The following is a 19,450-nucleotide window of genomic DNA, read 5'->3' as shown; positions in this document are numbered from 1 at the left end:
CGTTGCAGACGGTGCACGCCGCACGTCACGTGCGGCGATTACCATCGAGGCCCGATCCGCCGCAGGAGCCCGTCATGGCCACACCGCCGAAACAGACCGCACGCGATTTCGATCCCGACGTCCTCGCGTTGTTCGACGACTACGTGCACGGCGCGATCGATCGTCGCGGCTTCCTGACGCGCGCGGGCCGTATCGCCGGCGCCGCGGGCGCTGTGGGGCTGCTGGCCGCGCTGAGCCCGCAGTTCGCGAGCGCGCAGCAGATCGCGCCGGATGATGCGCGCCTGCAGACGCGCCACGTGGAATTCGATTCGCCCAACGGCAATGGCCGCGGCCGCGGCTATCTCGCGCAGCCGGCCGGGGCGAGCGGCCCGCTGCCGCTGGTGCTGGTGGTGCACGAGAACCGCGGCCTCAATCCGCATATCGAGGATGTGGCGCGGCGCATCGCGCTCGAGGGCTACATCGCGTTCGCGCCGGACGCGCTGTTTCCCAAGGGCGGCTATCCCGGCGGGGAAGACGCCGCGCGCGCCCTGTTCGCGACGCTGGACCAGGACGCGGCGCGGCAGGATTTCGTCGCCGCTGCGGGCTGGTTGCAGGCGATCGAGGGCGGCAACGGTCATCTCGGTGTCGTCGGCTTCTGCTACGGCGGTGGCATGGCCAACTGGCTGGCGACGCAGCTGCCGACGCTGCGCGCCGCGGTGCCGTTCTACGGACCGGCCGCGCCGCTGGCGGATGTGCCGAAGATCACCGCGGAACTGCTGGTGGTGCTGGCGTCCAACGATGCGCGCGTCAATGCGCAATGGCCGGACTACGAAGCCGCATTGAAGGCGGCCGGCAAGACGTTCGCGCTGTACCAGCCGGCCGTTACCGAACACGGCTTCAACAACGACACCACGCCGCGCTACGACGAAGCGGCCGCCAAGGAGGCGTGGTCTAAGATGCTGGCGCTGTTCGCACGCACGCTGAAAGTGCCGGCCTGACGATGCTGCGCGGTATCCACCATGTCGCGGTGATCTGCAGCGACTACGCGGTGTCGAAAGCGTTCTACGTCGAAACGCTGGGCCTGCGCGTGCTGGGCGAGCATTACCGCGATGAGCGGCGGTCCTGGAAGCTCGATCTTGCGCTGCCCGACGGCGGGCAGGTCGAGCTGTTCTCGTTCCCGGATGCACCGGCGCGACCGTCGTGGCCGGAAGCGCGCGGCCTGCGCCATCTCGCGTTCGCCGTCGATGACATCGACGCGGCCTGCGCACGCCTGACCGCGCGTGGCGTCGTGCTGGAACCGGTGCGCGTCGATCCGTATACCAGCCAGCGCTTCGTGTTCTTCGCCGATCCCGACGGCCTGCCGCTGGAACTCTACGAGGTCGCCGCGCCTGCGCCTGCTCGCGGCGAGACTGCGCGGCCTGCGCAACCGGGCGTTCTTCGATGCCGACGGTGTGCCGCTGCGCACGCCGCAGGTCGTCGACGCACCGCGCGGCAGTTGACTCAGAACGCGACCCGAAACACCGATTCCGGGCCGACCGGCACGATGCCGGTCGGATTGATCTGGCGATGGCTCTGGTAGTAGTGGCGACGGATGTGGTCGAAGTTCACTGTCGGCGCGACCGCCGGCTCGGCGTAGAGCCGCTGCGTGTACGCCGACAGCACCGGGTAGTCCTTGAGCTGCCGCAGATTGCACTTGAAGTGCCCGTGGTAGACCGCGTCGAAGCGGAGCAGGGTGGTGAACAGACGCCAGTCGGCTTCGGTCTGCACGTCACCGCACAGCCAGGTCCGGCCGGACAGATGCGATTCCAGCCAGTCGAGCGTCTCGAACACGCCGCGCACGGCCTCGTCGTAGGCGGACTGGCTGGTCGCGAAGCCCGCCTTGTACACGCCGTTGTTGAGGCCGTCGTAGATGCGGTCGTTGAGCGCGTCGATCTCGCCAAGCAGCGCCGCCGGCGCGTAGTCGCCGGGTGTCGCGCCGACGCCGTCGAACGCGCTGTTGAACATGCGGATGATGTCGGCCGATTCGTTGCTGACGATGGTCTCGCGCTTCGTGTCCAACAGCACCGGCACGGTCACGCGTCCGGTGTAGCGGGGATCGGCGCGCACGTAGAGTTGCCAGACGGTCTCGGCGCCGTACAGCGGATCGGGAATCACGCCGGGGCCGGTGGCGAAGGTCCAGCCGTCGTCGGCCATCAGCCAGTGCGTGACCGACAGCCCGATCATCGTCTGCAGGCCCTTGAGCTCGCGGAACAGCGTCGCGCGATGCGCCCAAGGGCAGGCCCGCGCCACGTAGAGGTGATAGCGACCGGGCTCGGCCGCGAACCCGCCTTCGCCGGTCGGACCGGGTGCGCCGTCGGGCGTGATCCAGTTGCGGAACGCCGAGTCGGGCCGTTGCAATGTGCCGTCCTCGCTGACGAGCTTGTCGTCGTTGGATTCCCAGCGGCCTTCGATCAGCATGCCCATGCGTTCAATGTCCTGTGCGGTTGCGGCGCGGTGCGCGCGGGGGGCAAGCCTCGCCGATGCCGGGTCAAGACCACGTCCCCGAATGCGTGTTCAGTCGTGCAGACAGCACATTCGGGAGGCGCGTGCACCGGAATCCCGGCTGCGGCAGGCCGTCGCCCGGCTCGACTGAAAACGGTTACGCTCCCGATCGCGCCGGCCCTCGTGCCGGCGTCGCGACCCTGGGGAGGGCGTGCGACAACAGGATGGGTGCGCGATGCGGAATCGGGTGCGGTGGCTGGGTGGTGTGGTGTGTGCGCTGGTCGGCGCGTCGGCGCTCGCGCAGGACGGCCTGCCGCCGCGCGCGGCGTGGACGGCGACGAGTTCGTCGGCGCAGGTGCAGGCCGAGGCGATCGGTCATCTGATCGACGGTGATCCGGCCACGAAGACCGGCGGCGCGTTCAGCGCCGGGCACTGGTTCCAGGTCGATCTGGGACGCGCAGCCGAGATCGGTGGCATGCGTATCCGTTGGGATCTCGCCAATCCGGAAGGCTTCGTGTTGCAGGCGGCCGAGCGCGAAGGCGACTGGCGCGATGTGCACGTGCAGGCGGATTCGCTCGGCGGCGTGGAGACGCTGTTCTTCGCGCCGGTGCGTGCGCGCTGGCTGCGCCTCGCGGCGTTGCCGAAGACGTCGGACTGGGGCGTGTCGATCTTCGAGTTCGAACCGTTGCCGGTCGCCGAGGCGCCGCGTATCGAAGGCCTGGACGATCCGGACAACGCACGCGTGTGGCGTAAAGACGAGTCGCCGGCACCGGTCGAGATGGACGGGGATTCGGGACGTGTTGCGCTGTCGTTCGCATCGCCGCAGCCCACTGCCGGCCTGCGTGTCGAATGGGCCGGCACGCGCAGCGGCGCGACGCTGGAGGCACGCGACGCCGCCGGCGATTGGCAGGTCGTGGCGCGCGATCCGTTCCCCGGCGACGGCGGCATGTCGACGCTGGCGAGTCCGGTCGCGCTGGAAGCGCGCGAACTGCGCGTGCGCGTGTCCGCCGGCGACGGTGCGCCGCCGGCCGTCGCACGCCTGCGGCTGCTCGGGCCGGGCGACGTGATGACGCCGATGCGCGCCTATCAGGCGGCCGCGGCGCGCGGCACCGCGGCGTTGTTTCTGCCCTCGCTGCGCATGCAGCAGACCTACTGGACGGTCGTCGGCGTGCAAGGCGGCCTGCAGAAATCGATCTTCGACGAGTGGGGCAATCTCGAAGCCTGGAAGGGCGCGCCGCTCGTGCAGGCGATCTGGCGCGATGCGCGCGGCGCGGCCAGCGCGGCAACCGGTACGCCGGTGCACACGCTGCGCGAGCGCTGGATGCCGATGCCGGCCGTCGACTGGACCGCGACACCGGACATCGCCGTGCGCAGCGAGACCTTCACTGCGATGCTCGACGGCCAGCCGGTCACCTTGCTGCGGCATCGCGTGACCAACCGCGGCGCGACCGCGATCGACGGCACGCTGTCGCTGCTGGTGCGACCGATGCAGATGAATCCGCCATGGCAGAACGGCGGGCTGTCGCCGATCCGCGAGATCGCGATCGCTGCCGATCCACTCGGCACCGCGGTCCGCGTCAACGACCGCACGCTGTTGACGTCGCTGACACCGCCGACGCACCAGGGCGCGGCGCCGTTCGGCGAAGACGGCGCGAGTGAACTCACGCCGCATGCCGCAGCCGGCACCGCGCCGGATGCACAGTCCGCACACGATGATGCGGGCCTCGCCGCATCGCTGCTCGGCTACCGCATGCGGCTCGCGCCGGGCGCCAGCGAATCGGTCGTCGTCGCGTTTCCGCTCGGCATCACGCGCACGGACCGCAATCACGGCCCGCTGCCCGAAGCGCCGGCGCTGGTGCCGGCGACGCTGCAGGTCGCCGCGACGCCCGACGCGAGTTTCGATGCGTTGGCCGCGGACGTCGCCGACGACTGGCGCGCACGCTTCGGCGACGTGCACATCGCATTGCCCGACGCCGACATGGTCGATGCGCTGCGCACGCAGGCGGCCTACATGCTGATCAACCGCACCGGTCAGGCGATGCAGCCGGGCCCGCGCAACTACGACCGCTCCTTCATCCGCGATGGCGCGGCGACCGCCGCGGTGCTGCTGCGCATGGGCCAGGCCGATGTGGCCCGCGATTTCCTGCGCTGGTACACCGATCACGCGGTGCGCGAGTCCGGTCTGGTCTCGCCGATCATCAACGACGACGGCACGTTGTTCACCGGCTTCGGTTCCGACATCGAGTTCGACGCGCAGGGTCAGTACATCGCACTCGTGGCCGATGTCGCGCGTCTTGACGGTGGGCCGGAGACGGTGCGCGACTACCTGCCGCAGGTGACGTCCGCGATGCGGTTCCTGCAGACGCTGCGCGAGCGCACGCTGGCGCCGGGCTACATGGCCGATTCCCCCGCACCCGAGCGCTTCCGCGGCATCATCGCGCCGTCGATCAGCCACGAAGGCTATTCCAGTCCGACGCACAGTTACTGGGACGACTACTGGGCGCTCAAGGGCTGGCATGACGGCGCCTGGCTCGCCGAACAACTGGGCGATGCGGAAACCGCCAGCTGGGCGCGCGCGCAATACGACGCGCTGCGGACCGACGTCGCCGCGTCGATCCGCGCGACGATGGCCTGGAGCGGCCAGGACACCGTGCCCGCGGCGGCCGATCTCGGTGGCAACGATCCCACCAGCGTCTCGATCGCGCTCGACCCAACCGGCCAGCAGGACCTGCTGCCTGCCGACGCGCTGCGCAACACCTTCGACCGCTATCTCGCCGACTTCCGCCGCAATGGCGCGCCCGATGCGCTGTACGCGTACTCGCCCTACGAACTGCGCAACGTGCTGACCTTCGTCCATCTGGACCAGCCCGATGCCGCATGGGAGTTGCTCTCGCGCATGCTCGACGACCGGCGCCCGCAGCCATGGCACGTCTGGGGCGAGGTCGTGCATTCGCGGCTGCGCTTCCCGCGCTATCTCGGCGACATGCCGCACACCTGGATCGGCGCCGAATACGCGCGTGCGGTGTTCGGCATGCTGATGCGCGAGGAGGACACCGTGTTGCAGTTGCTGCCCGGCACGCCGACCGACTGGCTGGCGGGCGAGGGCCTGCGACTCGATGCGCTGCCGACGGCCTACGGACCGTTGACCCTGCATGCGCGTGGCGATGCCGCGCGCCTCGACGTCGCACTCGGCGACGGATTGCGTGCGGGCAGCACCGTGCATCTCGCATGGCCGCAGCGCATGCGGCCGCAGCGGGTGCGCGTCGACGGCGTGGAGACGCGCGACTACGACGCGCAGGGCGTCACCCTGCCGGCGTCGTTCCGCACACTCGAAGCGGACTGGTCCACGAACTGAGGCCGAGCTGGCGTGACCGGATGGTCACGCCTTCGACGCCATGCTGCGGAGCCGGCACATCCGCCGTTCCCCAGCCGAGGCGTCATGCGCAGTCCCCCGCAGAATCCGCACGATCTGAGCCGCCACGATCTGCAGGACATCCTGAAGACGATCCACGCGGAGGTCCGCGAACGCTTCGACGCGCAGAAGGGCAAGGTCGCCGACTACATTCCCGCGCTCGCGTCCGTGCCGCGTGACACCTTCGGCATGGCGGTCGCGACGCTCGACGGCGACGTCTACACGGTGGGCGAGGCGCATGCGCCGTTCTCGATTCAGAGCATTTCAAAGGTGCACACGCTGACCCTGGCGCTCGACAAGGCCGGCGACGATCTGTGGAAGCGGGTGGGGCGCGAGCCCTCTGGCGATCCGTTCAACTCTCTGATCCAGCTCGAGCACGAGGCCGGCATTCCGCGCAATCCCTTCATCAATGCCGGCGCGATCGTCGTTGCCGACGTCATCCTCTCGCACTACGACGACCCGGAAACCGCGCTGCTGCAGTTCATGCGCGAGCGCACCGGCAATCCGGACATCGGACGCGACGACGAGATCTGGGAATCGGAACGCAAAAGCGGCTATCGCAACGTGGCACTGGCCAACTTCATCCGCAGCTTCGGCAACATCAAGAACGACGTGCAGGCGGTGCTGGATTTCTACTACTTCCAGTGCGCGTTGAAGATGAACTGCATCGACCTCGCACGCAGCCTGCAGTTCCTGTCCGACCGCGGCAAATGCCCCTCATCGGGCGCGCAGGTCACCAGTATCGAGCGCGCCAAGCGCATCAACGCGGTGATGATGACCTGCGGCACCTACGACGCGGCCGGCGAGTTCGCGTTCCACGTCGGCCTGCCGGCCAAGAGCGGCGTCGGCGGCGGCATCGTCGCGGTGGTGCCGCACGTGCTGAACCTCTGCGTCTGGTCGCCGGCGCTGGACGAGAAGGGCAACTCGCTGCTCGGCGGCTACGCGCTGCACCGCTTCACGCGCATGACCGGCCTGTCGGTGTTCTGAGGCCGGGCGCGGCGTGCCACGCCCGGCCTGCGTGATCACGGACTCTGGTAGTAGACGTTGTCGATGACCAGTTCGACGTCCTGCGCCGGCGGATCGGCGACGACCATGAACATCTGTTTCACCGCGTGCAGGTCGAGATCGTAGAAGGCACTGAAGGGGATCGTGACCTGATGCCATTGCCCGTCGCGCACCAGTCCATAGTTCGGCCCACCGGCTGCGAAATCGACCCAGCTGTCACCGAACGACGTATTGATGCCGATCTTGAATGTCGACGACGTGGTCGTGCGCATGTGGAATTTCAACGCACCGCCGGCGTAGGCACTCATGTTGCGGTAGTCGGTCAGGATGCCGAGACCGAACCACTGCCCGGCGCTCGCGCGGAATGCCATCGCTTCGTTGCCTTCGAACGGCGCGGCGCTGATCGGGGCGAGGTTGTTCCAGACGAACAGATCGGCGTCGCTGCCGAAATCCAGCGTGCCGGCAAGGCCACTTTGTTCGGAGTAGACCCCGAAGCGCCCGGCCGGCACCGCGCTGTCGCCGCCGAGCTGCAGTTCGCTGTCGGGGTGATCCTGGTACAGACGGATCCAGTCGACGAGCATCCTGCCGGGCAGCGGCGCGGTGACGCCGTTCGGGTTGGAAATGCCGGTGTAAGTGCCGCCGACTGCGAGATTGAGCAGGAGGAAATGCGGCGCGTGGAACTCGTGCAGCGAGGCGCCCTCGATGTCGGAGATCGCCATCTCGAAGTACTGCAGCCCGTCGACGGTGACGCGGATGAAGTCCGGATCCCAGGTCATGCGGTAGGTGCGGTAGTCGTCGTGCAGATTGCTCGGGAAATCCGCGAAATCGCCATGGCTGGCGTGGCCGCCGCCGTAGTTCCAGTGCACGGCGCCACCGACGCGGCGATTGGCCATGCCGGCCGCGATGCCATCGACGTGACCGATCTCCATGATGTCGATCTCGCCGCGGTCGGGCCACACGCCGATGGCGCCGAGCATCCAGTACGCGGGCCACAGGCCGTTGCCGGCTTCGGGCGTCTTGATGCGTGCCTCGAGCGTGCCGTACTTGAAGTGCACGCGGCCTTCGGTCTTCAGGCGCGCCGACGTGAAAGGGCTGCCTTCGAAGGTTTCGCGACGCGCTTCGATGACGAGATTGCCGTTCTCGACGCGCGCGTTCTCAGGGCGGCTGGTGTAGTACTGCAGCTCGTTGTTGCCCCAGCCGCAGATGCCGATCTGGCAACCGGTGCCGACGTCGAAGGTCCAGGTGTTGCCGTCGATCGAAGTGCCGTTGAAGTTCTCCTCCCAGACTGGTGTCTGCGCCTGCACGGCGGCGGGCAGGGCGAGCGCGGCGAGGCCGACGCAGGCGGCGATGGGAACGGCGATGCAGGATGTGCGATCCATGTGGGCTCCTTGCGTGATGGTGTTGGGCCCACCCCCTGCGCTGGACCGGCATCGACGCTGCCGCCGATTGACAACGCTGTCAAAAGCGCCGCCACGTCGATGTGCCGATCGGGGCACGGGGTCACGGAATTGCGTTCGGATCCCGTGAAACGACGCGCATACACACGCCGCCGATGCTGCGCGTGCAGCATCGGCGGGCGAGTGCGAAGCGCTTCCAGCGAAGCGCGATGAAGGCGGATGGACGCGATTACCGCGCGGTGTCGACCAGCACCAGTTCCGCGTCTTCCAGCGCAGTCACGTGGATCACCGCCTCGTCGCGGATCGCCGCGCCGTCGCGCGCTTCAATGCGGGTGCCGTTGATCTCGACCGCGCCCGAGGCCGGCACCAGATAGCCCAGTCGGCCGTCGGCGAACGCGTATTCGGCGGTGTCGCCGGCCTTGAGCGTCGCACCGAGCACTCGCGCCGCGGCGCGGATCGGCAACGCATCGTCGTCGCCGTCGAAACCGCTGGCGAGCGCGATGAAATCACCGCTGCGCCCGTCTTTCGGGAACGGCTTGGTGCCCCAGGCCGGCGCGCCACCGGGCGCATCGGGAATGATCCAGATCTGGAAGATCCGGGTCTGCTCGCCTTCCATGTTGTATTCGGCATGCTGGATGCCGGTGCCCGCGCTCATCACCTGCACGTCGCCGGCGGTGGTGCGGCCGGCGTTGCCGAGATTGTCCTTGTGGCTGATCGCACCTTCGCGGACATAGGTGATGATCTCCATGTCGGAGTGCGAATGCGGCGGAAAGCCGGTGCGCGGCGCAATCAGATCGTCGTTCCAGACCCGCAACGCGCCCCAGCCCATGCGTGCCGGCTCGTGGTAGCTGGCGAACGAGAAGTGGTGGTGCGCATCGAGCCAGCCGTGGTTGGCGGCGCCGAGGGTGTCGAAGGGGCGGCGTTCGATCATGTCGTTCTCCAGTGCGTGTCGGGAATGGCGCCACGTTACGCCTTGCGCGTCATGCGGGGAACGGAAAGAATGGAACACCATCCATTCCATTCGTGATGCCATGAAGCTTCCGGATCTCGAAGCATGGGCCATCTTTGCGCGTGTCGCGGAGCTCGGCTCGTTCGCCGCGACCGCCGAAGCGCTGGGCATCACCCAGCCGACGGTGTCCAAGGCCATCGCCCGGCTCGAGGCACGCATCGGTACGCCGCTGCTGCATCGCACCTCGCGCCGGATGACGTTGACGGGGGCAGGCGAGGACGCCGTCGAGCGGGCGAGCCGCCTGCTGGCCGAAGGCGAAGCGGTCGAGGCGTCCGTGACCGCGCAGGCGGTCAGCCCGCGTGGCCACGTGCGCATGGCTGCGCCGATGTCGTTCGGCGTTGCCCATCTCGCGCCGCTGCTGCCGGCCTTCATGGCGAAGTTTCCGGACGTGACGCTGGAACTCGCGCTCAGTGACGAGACCGTCGACATCGTCGGCGGCGGCTTCGATCTCGCGCTGCGCATCGGCACGCTGGAGGATTCCAGTCTCGTCGCACGCCGGCTGTGCGGCGTGCGCATCCTGCTGGTCGGCGCGCCGGCGTATTTCGAACGCGTCGGTCGGCCGAAGCATCCCCGCGATCTGGCCACGCATCGCGGCCTGACCTACGCGTATGCGCGCTCGGGCGCCGCGTGGCGCTTCCACCACGCGCGGCACGGCGACTACTCGGTGGGTGTGCCGTCGGTGCTGCGCGCGAACAACGCCGAAGCCCTGACGCCCGCGCTGCTGGCCGGCGCCGGGCTCGCCTTGCAACCGGAGTTCCTGGTCTGGCGCGAACTGCGCCGCGGCGCGCTCGAAGTCGCATTGCCCGGCTGGCAGCCGCCGGAGATCGCGGTGCACGTGGTCATGCCGCCGGGCCGCAGCCGACCGGCGCGCGTGCAGGCGCTGGTCGACCATCTGGCCCGCAAGCTCGCGCAGGCGCCGTGGGCCTCGGGCGAGTGACGCTACGGCCTGCACGGCGGACTTCGGCGCATCGTCCGCGAGGGCGGGCAGGGCGGAAGACCCGCGCTGGCCACCGCGCGTCGTGCGTTACCCTGCGCCGGTTTCCCACGAGTCCTGCCATGCCCCGTGCCATCCGCCTGCCGCTGCTCTGCCTGATCGCCGCGCTCGCCGGTTGCGCGGCCGGCATCCACAACACCCCGCGTCCCACGACCGATGCCATGACCGACTCCACCGCCATGACCGAAACCCGATTCACGACACCCGCCCGCTACGAGGACGAGGTCGCCGCTGCCGGCGCTCCCGGCGCCGCGACGACCGCGATGGAGATGGACGGCGTGCGGATCGGCACATTCGCCGGCTATCCGGCGGTGCTGGTCGACACGGCCGATGCGCGTGCGGCGATCGCACTGCATGGCGGCCATCTGCTGTCCTACGTGCCGACCGGTGGCGAGGACCTGCTGTGGCTGTCGCCGCGCCTGGCCGATGTCCCCGCTGCAATCCGCGGCGGCGTACCGGTGGTGTGGCCGTTCTTCGGGCGTCAGGGCCAGGGCAGCGACGTGCCGTCGCACGGCTTCGTGCGGACCGTGCGCTGGCAGTTCGTCGAGGCCGCGCGCGCCACCGACGGCAGTGTGTCGCTGACGCTCGCGCCGCCGCCTTACGCGGATCTCGGTCTGGCGTTGCGCATGCATCTGCGCATCGGTACGACGCTCGAGCAGACGCTCGAGACCACGAACACCGGTGATGCGCCCGTTGCGTTCACCCAGGCCCTGCACAGCTACTTCCGGGTGTCCGATGTCGCCGACGTGCGCGTCGAAGGTCTCGACGGGCTGCGTTTCCTCGACAAGAACGACGGTTATGCCGCGTATGCGCAGACCGGCGACTGGGTGCTGGACGACGCGCGCGATCCGGGTCGCAGCGACTACATCTACGCCGATGCCGGCGGGCGCTATCTGCTCGACGATCCCGGTCTCGACCGGCGCATCGAACTGGTGACGTCCGGCAGCCGCGCGCTCGTCGTCTGGAATCCGGGCGAGGCGGCCGCGGAGCGCAGCGGCGACATGAACGACGGCGCCTGGCGCGGTTTCCTGTGTCTGGAAGCCGCGAATGCGGGGCCTGACATCGTCCGTCTCGCACCCGGTCAGACGCACGTCCTGACGCAGCGTGTCCGCGTGCTGCCGCACGACTGAGTCAGTAGTAATTCGCCTCGGCTTCCGGAATTCGCGCGTTTTTCCGCGATTTCCCGTAGCGCGAGTGCCATTCGTTGGGTCCGGATCAGGGCGGCGTGCACGCCCGGGCCGGTATGCTGGGCGACCGGTTTCGCGTGCAACCGCGCGGCCGGACCCGAACGAATTCCCGGAGATCGACCTTGAAGAAGACCCTGCTGTCCGCGGCCACGGCCGTCGCGCTGACGATGGCGGCCTCGTCCGCCATCGCCCACGACCACGAGCACGCCTGCCTCGACGACCTGTGCCAGCTGCAGTCGCTGTTCCAGGCCGACACCTCCGCCGCCGGCAGCGCCGAAGCGACCGTCGCCGCCAAGCGCATGGGCACCTGGGGCATCGACACCGTCGGCATGGACACCAGCGTGCGTCCGGGCGAGGACTTCTTCCGCTACGTCAGCGGCAACTGGGCCAAGAACACCGAGATCCCGTCCGACAAGTCGAGCTATGGCGCGTTTCTCGTGCTGCGCGACCTGTCCGAAGCGCGCGTGCGCCAGCTGGTCGAAGGCTATCCGGCCGGCGATCCGGCCACCGACGGCGATCAGGCCAAGGTCGCCGCGCTGTATGCCGGCTTCATGGACGAATCGGCGATCGAAGCGCTCGGCGCCAAGCCGCTCGCACCGAAGCTGGCCGCGATCCGCGCCGCCGACAGCCGTGAGGCGCTCGCGACCCTGATGGGTGAGAGCCAGGGCGACTTCGGCCGCAGCTTCTTCGGTCTGGGCGTGTCCGACGACCAGCGCGATCCCGATCGCTACACGCTGTACATGAGCCAGTCGGGCCTCGGCCTCGGCGATCGCGAAATGTACCTGCGCGAGAATTTCGCGCCGCAGCGCGAGCGCTACCAGGCCTACATCGCGCAGATGCTCGAGCTCGGCGGCTGGGACAACCCGCAGCAGAACGCCGAAGCCATCCTCGCGCTGGAGACCAAGATCGCCGAAGCGCACTGGACCCGTGCCGAGAGCCGCGATCGTGACAAGACCTACAACCCGGTCGAGCTGTCCGCGTTCGAGACCACCGCACCGGGCTTCCCGTGGGCCACGTACTTCGCCGCGGCCGGTGTGCCGCAGGCGCCGCGCGCCGTCGTGCGCCAGAGCACCGCGATTCCGAAGCTCGCAGCGATCTTCAGCGAGACCGACATCGCCACGCTGCAGGCCTGGCAGGCGTTCGGCACCATCGACAGCGCCTCGCCGCTGCTGTCGAAGGCGTTCTCCGATGCCCGCTTCGAGTTCCGCAACAAGTTCCTGTCGGGCCAGCCCGAGGAGCAGGAGCGCTGGAAGCGCGGCGTGTCCTTCGCCGAGAACACGATGGGCGAGGCGATCGGCCGCGACTACGTGCAGCTGTATTTCCCGGCCGATTCCAAGGCCAAGATGGACGAGCTGGTCGCCAACGTGAAGGTGGCGATGGGCGCGCGTCTCGACCAGCTCGACTGGATGGGCGCCGAGACCAAGGCCGAGGCGCGCAAGAAGCTCGAAGGCTTCGGTCTGAAGATCGGTCACCCGGACACCTGGCGCGACTACAGCGGCCTGCAGGTCGCACGCGGCGACGTGTTCGGCAATGCCGAACGCTCCATGGCGTTCGAGTGGGACTATCGCCGCAACCGTCTCGGCCAGCAGGTCGACAAGGGCGAGTGGGGCATGACCCCGCAGACCGTCAACGCCTACTACAACTCGGTCAAGAACGAGATCGTGTTCCCGGCCGCGATCCTGCAGCCGCCGTTCTTCGATCCCGACGCCGATCCGGCGGTCAACTACGGCGCCATCGGCGGCGTGATCGGCCACGAGATCATCCACGGCTTCGACGACCAGGGCCGCAAGTCCGACGGTGAAGGCGTGCTGCGCGACTGGTGGACTGCCGAGGACGCGGCGAAGTTCGAGGCCCAGGCCGCCAAGCTCGGCGCCCAGTACGAGGCCTACGAGTTCCCGCAGCTGCCGGGCATGCACATCAACGGGAAGGTCGCGATGGGCGAGAACATCGGTGACCTCGGCGGCATCACGATCGCGCTCGAGGCCTACCGTCGTTCGCTCGACGGCAAGCCCGCGCCGGAGCTCGACGGCTTCAGCGGCGAGCAGCGTCTGTTCATGGGTTGGGCGCAGGTGTGGCGCACCCTGTGGCGCGACGACGCGCTGCGTCAGCAGCTGGTCAACGGTACGCATTCGCCGGGGCACATCCGCGCGTTCGCGCCGCTGCGCAATGTCGACGCGTGGTACGACGCGTTCGACATCACCGCGCAGGACGCGCTGTGGATCGCGCCGGAAGATCGCGTCCGCATCTGGTGATCCACGCGGATCGCTGATCGACGAAAAGGGCCGGGATTTCCCGGCCCTTTTCTGTTAGGGAGTCCGCCGGTATCTGGACCGACGTCCTGCGGACTCAACCGGTCAGCGCGCTCGCGATCCGCACTTCGCCCGTCAGCAGCTTGTGCACCGGGCACGCATTCGCGACCTGCAGCAGGCGCTCGCGCTGGTCCGCATCGAGCGGGCCGCGCAGGGTGATGTGCCGCGCAATCTCGGTGCCGGTGGCCGGCTTGCCGTCCGGATCGAGCGCCAGTTCGACATCGACACCTTCCAGGGGACACTGCTTGCGCGCGGCGTACATGCGCAGCGTGATCGCCGTACACGCACCGAGCGCCGACAGCAGCAGCTGGTCGGGCGTCGGGCCGCTGTCGCCACCACCGAGCGATGCGGGCTCGTCGGCCGACCATTGATGGCCGGCGCCGTCATCCAGCACGACGTGGAAATCGGCGCCGTCGGTGCGGGCCGTGAGTCGGGCGCGTGGTGTGGTCATGCTGTGGGCTCCGATGATTCGCGTCTGTGGCCGGGCGCCGCCTAGCTGGCGCTGGCGGCGTCTGCAATGAAGGCGTCCACTTCGCGCTCCAGCAGTTCCAGCGGCACCACGCCGGTCAGCAGCACGCGGTTGTGGAAGGCGCGCGGGTCGAAGCGGTCGCCGAGTGCATCGCGGGCCTTGTCGCGCAGACGCACGATTTCGAGCTGGCCGATCATGTACGACGTGGCCTGTCCCGGCATGACCACGTAACGGTCCACCTCGGAGGCGGGGATGCCGTAGTCGATCGTCTGCTGGCGCGTCCAGCGCATCGCGTGCAGGCCGGTGTCGGCAACCAGGCGACGCGCGCGGAACAGTTCGGCGTCGAGCTGGCCGAGGCGGCCTTCGGGATCCCCCTCGTACCAACCTTCCTCGGCGGCGAGACGTTCGGCGTACAGCGCCCAGCCTTCGCTGAAGGCGGAGATGCCGCCGAGCGCGCGGGTCTGGCGGAACTTCGGCAGCGCGGCGTTCTCGACCGACAGCGCGACCTGGAAATGATGGCCGGGTACGGTCTCGTGATAGACCAGCGTGCGCAGGCCGAAGCGGGTCAGGCGGTCCTTGCGCAGCGGCATCTGGTAGACGCCCGGACGCGAGCCGTCGAGCGGTGGCGCGGTGTAGCTCGCGGCGGCGCTGTCCCAGCGGTACTCGGGATAGGGCTGGGCGATCACCGCCGAGCGCGGACGGATGTCGAACAGCACATCGCTGCGGCGCTCGGCGTCGCGCATCATCGTGTCGATGTCGGCCATGATCGCGGCGCGCCCGGCCTCGTCGTCCGGGTAGGCGAGATCGACGCGCAGCTGCTTGAGCCGCGCTTCCACGCTGCCTTCGCTGCGGCCGATCGAACGCAGGATGGTGTCCATCTCGGCTTCGATACGCGCGACTTCGCGCAGGCCGATCGCGTGGATCTCCTCGGCGCTCAGCGCGGTCGACGTGAACCGCCGCAGCTGGAACGCGTAGGCCTCCGCGCCGTCGGGGAAGCGCCACAGGCCGGCATCGTCGGTCGTGCGCGGCAGCTGGCTTTCGAGCTCGGCGATCGCTCGCGACCACGCGGGATAGACCCCGCTTTCGACCAGCTGCGTCGCCTCATCGACGAGCGCCGCACGCGCGGACGCATCGATGGCCTCCACGGTCTGCAGGCGCGTGTCGAAGGTCGCCACCAGCGGATTGCGCGCAGGCGCATCGGCAATGAAACGACGCATCTGCGCGATCGTCGCTTCGACGATGAAGCGCGGCGGCAGCACATCACGCGCGGCAAGTTCGGCTGCACGCGCGGTGGACTCGTCCATGCGCGCTTCGAACTGCGACAGACGCGCGAGATAGCTGTCGGCGTCCGCGGCGGTGCGCAGCGGATGCACGACCGTCATCAGGTTCGGCAGATTGACGTTGGCCCCGCTGAACTGCTGCAACGGAAAGCCGTAGTCATCGAAGCGGTCGCCTTCGACGAGGCTGCGCAGCTGCCAGTCCATCAGTTCGGCGGACACGCGGTCGGTGTCGCCCATCGATGCACGGTCGAGCGCGGAGAGTTCGGTCAGGCCGCGCTGCGCGAGTGCGATCGTCTCTGCGCGGAATGCCTGCGTCTGCGGCGTGAGTTCGCGATCCATGCGCGCCTGGTCGGCGTCGCCGAAGTAGCGGCTCGCAGTCGAGGCCGACGGCTGGCGTCGCATCCATTCGTCGGTGAAGCGCTCGAAGAAGAGCGAGGCCTGCGTGGCTGATTCGACGCTTGCGCGCGCGTCGGCCGGTTCGCCGCGTTGCACGGGCGCGCATGCGGTGAGCAGGCTGGCGCCGGCGAGTGCGAGTGCGAGAGACGCGGGACGGATCGGCAGGCGCATCGGAACTCCGGATGAGGCAAGGCCCTGCGATTCTACGCAGGGCCTGCCGATCACCGGAATGCGCGGCGGAGATCAGCCGTGGACGCGGAACCGGATCGCGTCGTCGATGAAGGTCTTCTCGCCGAAACCGGCTTCGTGCGAACCGAACGGCATCTGCGCGCGCAGGCGCCACGTCGACGGGAGATCCCACTCGGCCGCGACGGCTGCGTCGGGCAGCGGGTTGTAGTGCTGCAGGCTCGCGCCGATATCCGCTTCGGCCAGCGCGGTCCAGACGGCGTACTGCGCGATGCCGCTCGCGTGCTCGGACCACACCGGGAAGTTGTCGGCGTACAGCGGGAACTTCTCCTGCAGCGCCTGCACCGTCGCGGTGTCCTCGTAGAACAGCACCGTGCCGGCGCCGGCGGCGAAGCCGTCGAGCTTGGCCTTGGTGTCGGCGAAACCATCGGCCGGCACGATCTTGCGCAGCGCGTCTTCGACGAAGCCCCAGAACTTCAGGCTCTCGTCGCCGAACAGGATCACGGCGCGCGAGCTCTGCGAGTTGAACGAGGAGGGCGCCTGGCGCACGGCTTCCTGGATCAACGCGGTGGTGTCGGCCTGCGACAGCGGCAGTGACTTGCCGAGGGCGTACTGGCTGCGTCGGCGGGTGGCGGCGGCGATGAAGGCGTTGGACATGGCGGAGACTCGTGGTGGACGGATCGATGCCGCGTCGGGCGGCTTGTTCACAAGTCTGGCGATGTGTCACGGATAGAACGACCCGGCGTATCGGGAAGGATCGTTGCATATGGGTCAACGATCGTGTCGCGCCTCGTTCAGCGCTGCGTGTGCTCCGGCATCTCTCGATGCATCAGATACAGGCGCAGATCGAACTCCAGCTGGTGGTAGTCCGGCGACATGTGGGTGCACAGGTTGTAGAAGGCGCGGTTGTGGTCGCTCTCCTTCAGATGCGCCAATTCGTGCACGACGATCATCTCGAGAAACGCGGCCGGCGCCTCGCGGAACACGCTGGCGATGCGGATCTCGCGATTCGCCTTCAGCCGCCCGCCCTGCACGCGCGAGATGGTCGTGTGCGTGCCCAGCGCATGCTTGAGCACCTGCAGCTTGCCGTCGTAGATCGCCTTGTGCAGCGGTGTGGACTGGCGCAGGTGCCGGTCCTTGAGCGCCTGCACGTAGTCGTAGAGCTGGCGGTCGTTGCGGATCGCATGCGGGTCGGGATAGCGGCGGGCGAGGTAGTCGCCCAGACGTCCGTCATCGCGCAACGCACGTACACGCATCTGGACGTCGGCCGGATAGCCAGCGAGATAGGGCAGGGGATCCATCGCGGCAAGATAGCGCCGGAGCGGATATCGCGCAGCCGGTATCATCGACGTCCGAACACCGTGGACGATGTGGCATGCGCAATCCGCTGCAGGAACAGCTGTTGAAGGCCGGTCTGGTCAAGAAGGGCAAGGTCGCCGAGATCGCGCGCGAGCAGACGAAGGCGCGCCACGGCAAGCAGCCTGCGGCCAAGACCGACTCCCAGCGCGAGGCCGAGCGCATGCGCCAGGAGAAGGCCGAACGCGATCGCGCGCTCGCGCAGGCCCGCAACGAGGAAGCCCGCGAACGCGAGCGTCGCGGCCAGGCGCGGCAGCTGGTCGTCGACCACCAGGTCAAGTCGTCCGGCGAGCGCGCGTACCGCTTCGATGTCGACGGCGGCATCCGCAGCGTCGTCGTCGACGACGCGCAGGCGCGCCAATTGGCGAGCGGTGCGCTGGTGATCGCGCGTCTGGACGGCAGCTTCGTACTGCTGCCGCGCGCCGTCGTCGCGCGCGTGCGCGAGCGCGATCCGCAGGCGATCGTGCTCGACCACGGCGGCGACACGCCGGCGCACAGCGGTGATGACGGCTACGACGATCCGAAGTACGCAGTGCCGGACGATCTGGTCTGGTGACACCGCGCATACGCGAACGGGCCGGCACATGGCCGACCCGTCCGGGTGATCGATTTTCAGAAATACCGGCGCTTGATCAGCGACGCACGCGCTCGCAGTGGGTTTCGACGACGCGGTTGCCGTTCGCTTCCTGACGATTGCCCTGCACGTTGCGCCCGATCGCGCCACCTGCGACAGCGCCACCGACCGTGGCCAGCTTGCGGCCGTTGCCGCTGCCGATCTGGTTGCCCACCAGGCCACCGATCACGGCACCCGCTGCAGTGCCGGCGACGCGGTTCGGGTCGGAGGAGTTGCGACGCACTTCGACGTCGTTGCAGACCACACGGCTGCCGTCGTTGAAGCGGCGTCCTTCGTCCTGCGGGCCGTAGGTCTGGGCGTGGACGAGACTCGTGCCGGCCAGCGACAGCAGGCCCAGCGCAACGAGGGTACGGATCGGCTTCATGGATGTTCTCCGTGCGGATGACAGAGCCGCATGCTTGCAGTCGCGTGCGCAATCGCAGGTGAAAAACGCGGCGGGTCGCGACCGCGGTTCAGCACCGGGGGTGCAGCGTGACGCCCGCGTTAGGCGTACTGCATCTTGCGCGTCATGCCGCCATCCACGACCAGGTTCTGGCCGGTGATGAATCCCGCAGCGTCGGAGAGCAGATGCACTGCGAGCGCGCCGATGTCGTCGGGCACGCCGGCGCGGCCGGCCGGGTGCTGGTCGTGGTCGCGTTTCGAGAGTGTGGGCTTGCGACGCGCCGACGGCTTGCGCCAGTCGTCGGTGACGATCCAGCCCGGGCTGATCGCATTGACCCGCACCTGCGGGCCTTCGCTGATCGCCAGCGCATGGGTGAATCCGGCAATGCCGCCCTTGGCCGACGCATAGGCTTCGGTATGCGGCTCGGACTGCAGCACACGGCTGGACGCGATGTTGACGATCGCGCCGCGCGCTTCGCGCAGCGCGGGCAGCGCGTACTTGCTGCACAGGAAGGAGCCGGTCAGATGCGCGTCGATGAAGCGTCGCCAGTCGGCCAGCGAGAGCGTCGAGACGTCATCGATCACCGGATCGGCAGGCCCTGCGTTGTTGACCAGACCGTCGATGCGTCCATACGCCGCGAGCGCCTTGGACACGAACGCACGCACCGAGGCTTCGCGCGCCACGTCGAGCGGCAGAAAACGGGCGCGCTCCCCGACATCCCATTCGACGAGGCAGGCCTTGCCGGCATCGCGATCGCGATCGCCGATCACCACGCGGCCGCCGGCGCCCAGCACCGCCTGCGCAATCCCGCGCCCGATGCCCTGCGCGCCGCCGGTTACCAGCGCCACGCGATCGCGCAGCGGTGTGGCATCGAAGGGTCGGATCGGCGGCGTCAGCGACATGTGGGCGGCTCCTGGATGTCAGGCCCACACGATAGGGACACGTGCATCGCCGCGCCGTCATCGACGCGACGG

At 68.7% G+C, this 19,450-nt stretch carries 16 protein-coding genes and 1 pseudogene; 8 read left to right on the top strand and 9 right to left on the bottom strand.

Annotated features, from left to right (window positions below; translation table 11 throughout):
• Positions 1-74 precede the first annotated feature (74 nt).
• Both AC3A5T_RS10475 and gloA2 read left to right on the top strand, forming a co-directional pair.
• Positions 75-977, top strand: coding sequence for a dienelactone hydrolase family protein (locus AC3A5T_RS10475; protein WP_487628516.1), 903 nt, complete (start codon positions 75-77; stop codon positions 975-977).
• Positions 978-979: 2 nt separating this feature from the next.
• Positions 980-1,360 (top strand): annotated as a pseudogene (gloA2, locus tag AC3A5T_RS10470) (SMU1112c/YaeR family gloxylase I-like metalloprotein); the annotation flags it as partial.
• A gap of 119 nt (positions 1,361-1,479) precedes the next feature.
• Here gloA2 and AC3A5T_RS10465 read toward each other — a convergent pair.
• Positions 1,480-2,442, bottom strand: coding sequence for a glutathione S-transferase family protein (locus AC3A5T_RS10465; RefSeq protein ID WP_487628515.1), 963 nt, complete (start codon positions 2,440-2,442; stop codon positions 1,480-1,482).
• A 253-nt stretch (positions 2,443-2,695) separates the two neighbouring features.
• On the opposite strand from AC3A5T_RS10465, the gene AC3A5T_RS10460 reads away from it, so the two are divergent.
• Together AC3A5T_RS10460 and AC3A5T_RS10455 are read left to right on the top strand one after the other, a co-directional pair.
• Positions 2,696-5,815, top strand: a complete 3,120-nt coding sequence (locus AC3A5T_RS10460) for a discoidin domain-containing protein (RefSeq protein WP_487628514.1) — start codon at positions 2,696-2,698, stop codon at positions 5,813-5,815.
• An 84-nt stretch (positions 5,816-5,899) separates the two neighbouring features.
• Positions 5,900-6,859, top strand: a complete 960-nt coding sequence (locus AC3A5T_RS10455; RefSeq protein ID WP_487628513.1) for a glutaminase — start codon at positions 5,900-5,902, stop codon at positions 6,857-6,859.
• A gap of 35 nt (positions 6,860-6,894) precedes the next feature.
• On the opposite strand, the gene AC3A5T_RS10450 is transcribed toward AC3A5T_RS10455, so the two are convergent.
• Complete coding sequence (locus AC3A5T_RS10450) at positions 6,895-8,256, bottom strand: glycoside hydrolase family 16 protein (RefSeq protein WP_487628512.1); 1,362 nt, start codon at positions 8,254-8,256, stop codon at positions 6,895-6,897.
• A 247-nt stretch (positions 8,257-8,503) separates the two neighbouring features.
• Positions 8,504-9,205, bottom strand: a complete 702-nt coding sequence (locus AC3A5T_RS10445; protein ID WP_487628511.1) for a pirin family protein — start codon at positions 9,203-9,205, stop codon at positions 8,504-8,506.
• Positions 9,206-9,305: 100 nt separating this feature from the next.
• On the opposite strand from AC3A5T_RS10445, the gene AC3A5T_RS10440 reads away from it, so the two are divergent.
• From AC3A5T_RS10440 to AC3A5T_RS10430, 3 genes are all read left to right on the top strand, one after another.
• Entirely contained in the window at positions 9,306-10,220 is a 915-nt protein-coding gene (locus tag AC3A5T_RS10440) for a LysR family transcriptional regulator (protein WP_487628510.1), read from the top strand.
• 119 nt (positions 10,221-10,339) lie between these two features.
• Positions 10,340-11,407, top strand: coding sequence for a D-hexose-6-phosphate mutarotase (locus tag AC3A5T_RS10435; RefSeq protein WP_487628509.1), 1,068 nt, complete (start codon positions 10,340-10,342; stop codon positions 11,405-11,407).
• A gap of 179 nt (positions 11,408-11,586) precedes the next feature.
• Positions 11,587-13,716, top strand: a complete 2,130-nt coding sequence (locus AC3A5T_RS10430) for a M13 family metallopeptidase (RefSeq protein WP_487628508.1) — start codon at positions 11,587-11,589, stop codon at positions 13,714-13,716.
• Positions 13,717-13,810: 94 nt separating this feature from the next.
• Here AC3A5T_RS10430 and AC3A5T_RS10425 read toward each other — a convergent pair whose 3' ends face one another.
• From AC3A5T_RS10425 to AC3A5T_RS10410, 4 genes are all read right to left on the bottom strand, one after another.
• Complete coding sequence (locus AC3A5T_RS10425) at positions 13,811-14,224, bottom strand: OsmC family protein (protein ID WP_487628507.1); 414 nt, start codon at positions 14,222-14,224, stop codon at positions 13,811-13,813.
• 41 nt (positions 14,225-14,265) lie between these two features.
• A complete protein-coding gene (locus AC3A5T_RS10420; RefSeq protein WP_487628506.1) occupies positions 14,266-16,089 on the bottom strand; it encodes a DUF885 domain-containing protein in 1,824 nt (607 codons plus the stop codon).
• A gap of 72 nt (positions 16,090-16,161) precedes the next feature.
• Positions 16,162-16,761, bottom strand: coding sequence for a nitroreductase family protein (locus AC3A5T_RS10415; RefSeq protein ID WP_332077378.1), 600 nt, complete (start codon positions 16,759-16,761; stop codon positions 16,162-16,164).
• Positions 16,762-16,898: 137 nt separating this feature from the next.
• Complete coding sequence (locus AC3A5T_RS10410) at positions 16,899-17,405, bottom strand: M48 metallopeptidase family protein (RefSeq protein ID WP_487628505.1); 507 nt, start codon at positions 17,403-17,405, stop codon at positions 16,899-16,901.
• A gap of 74 nt (positions 17,406-17,479) precedes the next feature.
• Here AC3A5T_RS10410 and AC3A5T_RS10405 point away from each other — a divergent pair, with 74 nt between their 5' ends.
• Complete coding sequence (locus AC3A5T_RS10405; protein WP_487628504.1) at positions 17,480-18,016, top strand: DUF2058 domain-containing protein; 537 nt, start codon at positions 17,480-17,482, stop codon at positions 18,014-18,016.
• 76 nt (positions 18,017-18,092) lie between these two features.
• Here the strand turns inward: AC3A5T_RS10405 and AC3A5T_RS10400 are convergent, their stop codons facing one another.
• Both AC3A5T_RS10400 and AC3A5T_RS10395 read right to left on the bottom strand, forming a co-directional pair.
• A complete protein-coding gene (locus AC3A5T_RS10400; RefSeq protein ID WP_487628503.1) occupies positions 18,093-18,458 on the bottom strand; it encodes a glycine zipper 2TM domain-containing protein in 366 nt (121 codons plus the stop codon).
• A gap of 119 nt (positions 18,459-18,577) precedes the next feature.
• Positions 18,578-19,378, bottom strand: coding sequence for an SDR family oxidoreductase (locus AC3A5T_RS10395; protein ID WP_487628502.1), 801 nt, complete (start codon positions 19,376-19,378; stop codon positions 18,578-18,580).
• Between the last annotated feature and the right edge of the window lie 72 nt (positions 19,379-19,450).

It is taken from the genome of Luteimonas sp. Soil_C_16 (assembly GCF_057657295.1).
The sequence above is the reverse complement of the archived record's forward strand: the minus strand, read 5'-3'. Positions and strand labels throughout refer to the sequence as shown.

Coding starts and splice junctions, on each gene's coding strand:
- AC3A5T_RS10460 (WP_487628514.1), top strand. CDS start 2,696: ATGCGGAATCGGGTGCGGTGGCTGGGTGGTGTGGTGTGTGCGCTGGTC.
- AC3A5T_RS10400 (WP_487628503.1), bottom strand. CDS start 18,458: ATGAAGCCGATCCGTACCCTCGTTGCGCTGGGCCTGCTGTCGCTGGCC.
- AC3A5T_RS10395 (WP_487628502.1), bottom strand. CDS start 19,378: ATGTCGCTGACGCCGCCGATCCGACCCTTCGATGCCACACCGCTGCGC.
- AC3A5T_RS10465 (WP_487628515.1), bottom strand. CDS start 2,442: ATGGGCATGCTGATCGAAGGCCGCTGGGAATCCAACGACGACAAGCTC.
- AC3A5T_RS10445 (WP_487628511.1), bottom strand. CDS start 9,205: ATGATCGAACGCCGCCCCTTCGACACCCTCGGCGCCGCCAACCACGGC.
- AC3A5T_RS10450 (WP_487628512.1), bottom strand. CDS start 8,256: ATGGATCGCACATCCTGCATCGCCGTTCCCATCGCCGCCTGCGTCGGC.
- AC3A5T_RS10405 (WP_487628504.1), top strand. CDS start 17,480: ATGCGCAATCCGCTGCAGGAACAGCTGTTGAAGGCCGGTCTGGTCAAG.
- AC3A5T_RS10415 (WP_332077378.1), bottom strand. CDS start 16,761: ATGTCCAACGCCTTCATCGCCGCCGCCACCCGCCGACGCAGCCAGTAC.
- AC3A5T_RS10420 (WP_487628506.1), bottom strand. CDS start 16,089: ATGCGCCTGCCGATCCGTCCCGCGTCTCTCGCACTCGCACTCGCCGGC.
- AC3A5T_RS10475 (WP_487628516.1), top strand. CDS start 75: ATGGCCACACCGCCGAAACAGACCGCACGCGATTTCGATCCCGACGTC.
- AC3A5T_RS10425 (WP_487628507.1), bottom strand. CDS start 14,224: ATGACCACACCACGCGCCCGACTCACGGCCCGCACCGACGGCGCCGAT.
- AC3A5T_RS10410 (WP_487628505.1), bottom strand. CDS start 17,405: ATGGATCCCCTGCCCTATCTCGCTGGCTATCCGGCCGACGTCCAGATG.
- AC3A5T_RS10440 (WP_487628510.1), top strand. CDS start 9,306: ATGAAGCTTCCGGATCTCGAAGCATGGGCCATCTTTGCGCGTGTCGCG.
- AC3A5T_RS10435 (WP_487628509.1), top strand. CDS start 10,340: ATGCCCCGTGCCATCCGCCTGCCGCTGCTCTGCCTGATCGCCGCGCTC.
- AC3A5T_RS10455 (WP_487628513.1), top strand. CDS start 5,900: ATGCGCAGTCCCCCGCAGAATCCGCACGATCTGAGCCGCCACGATCTG.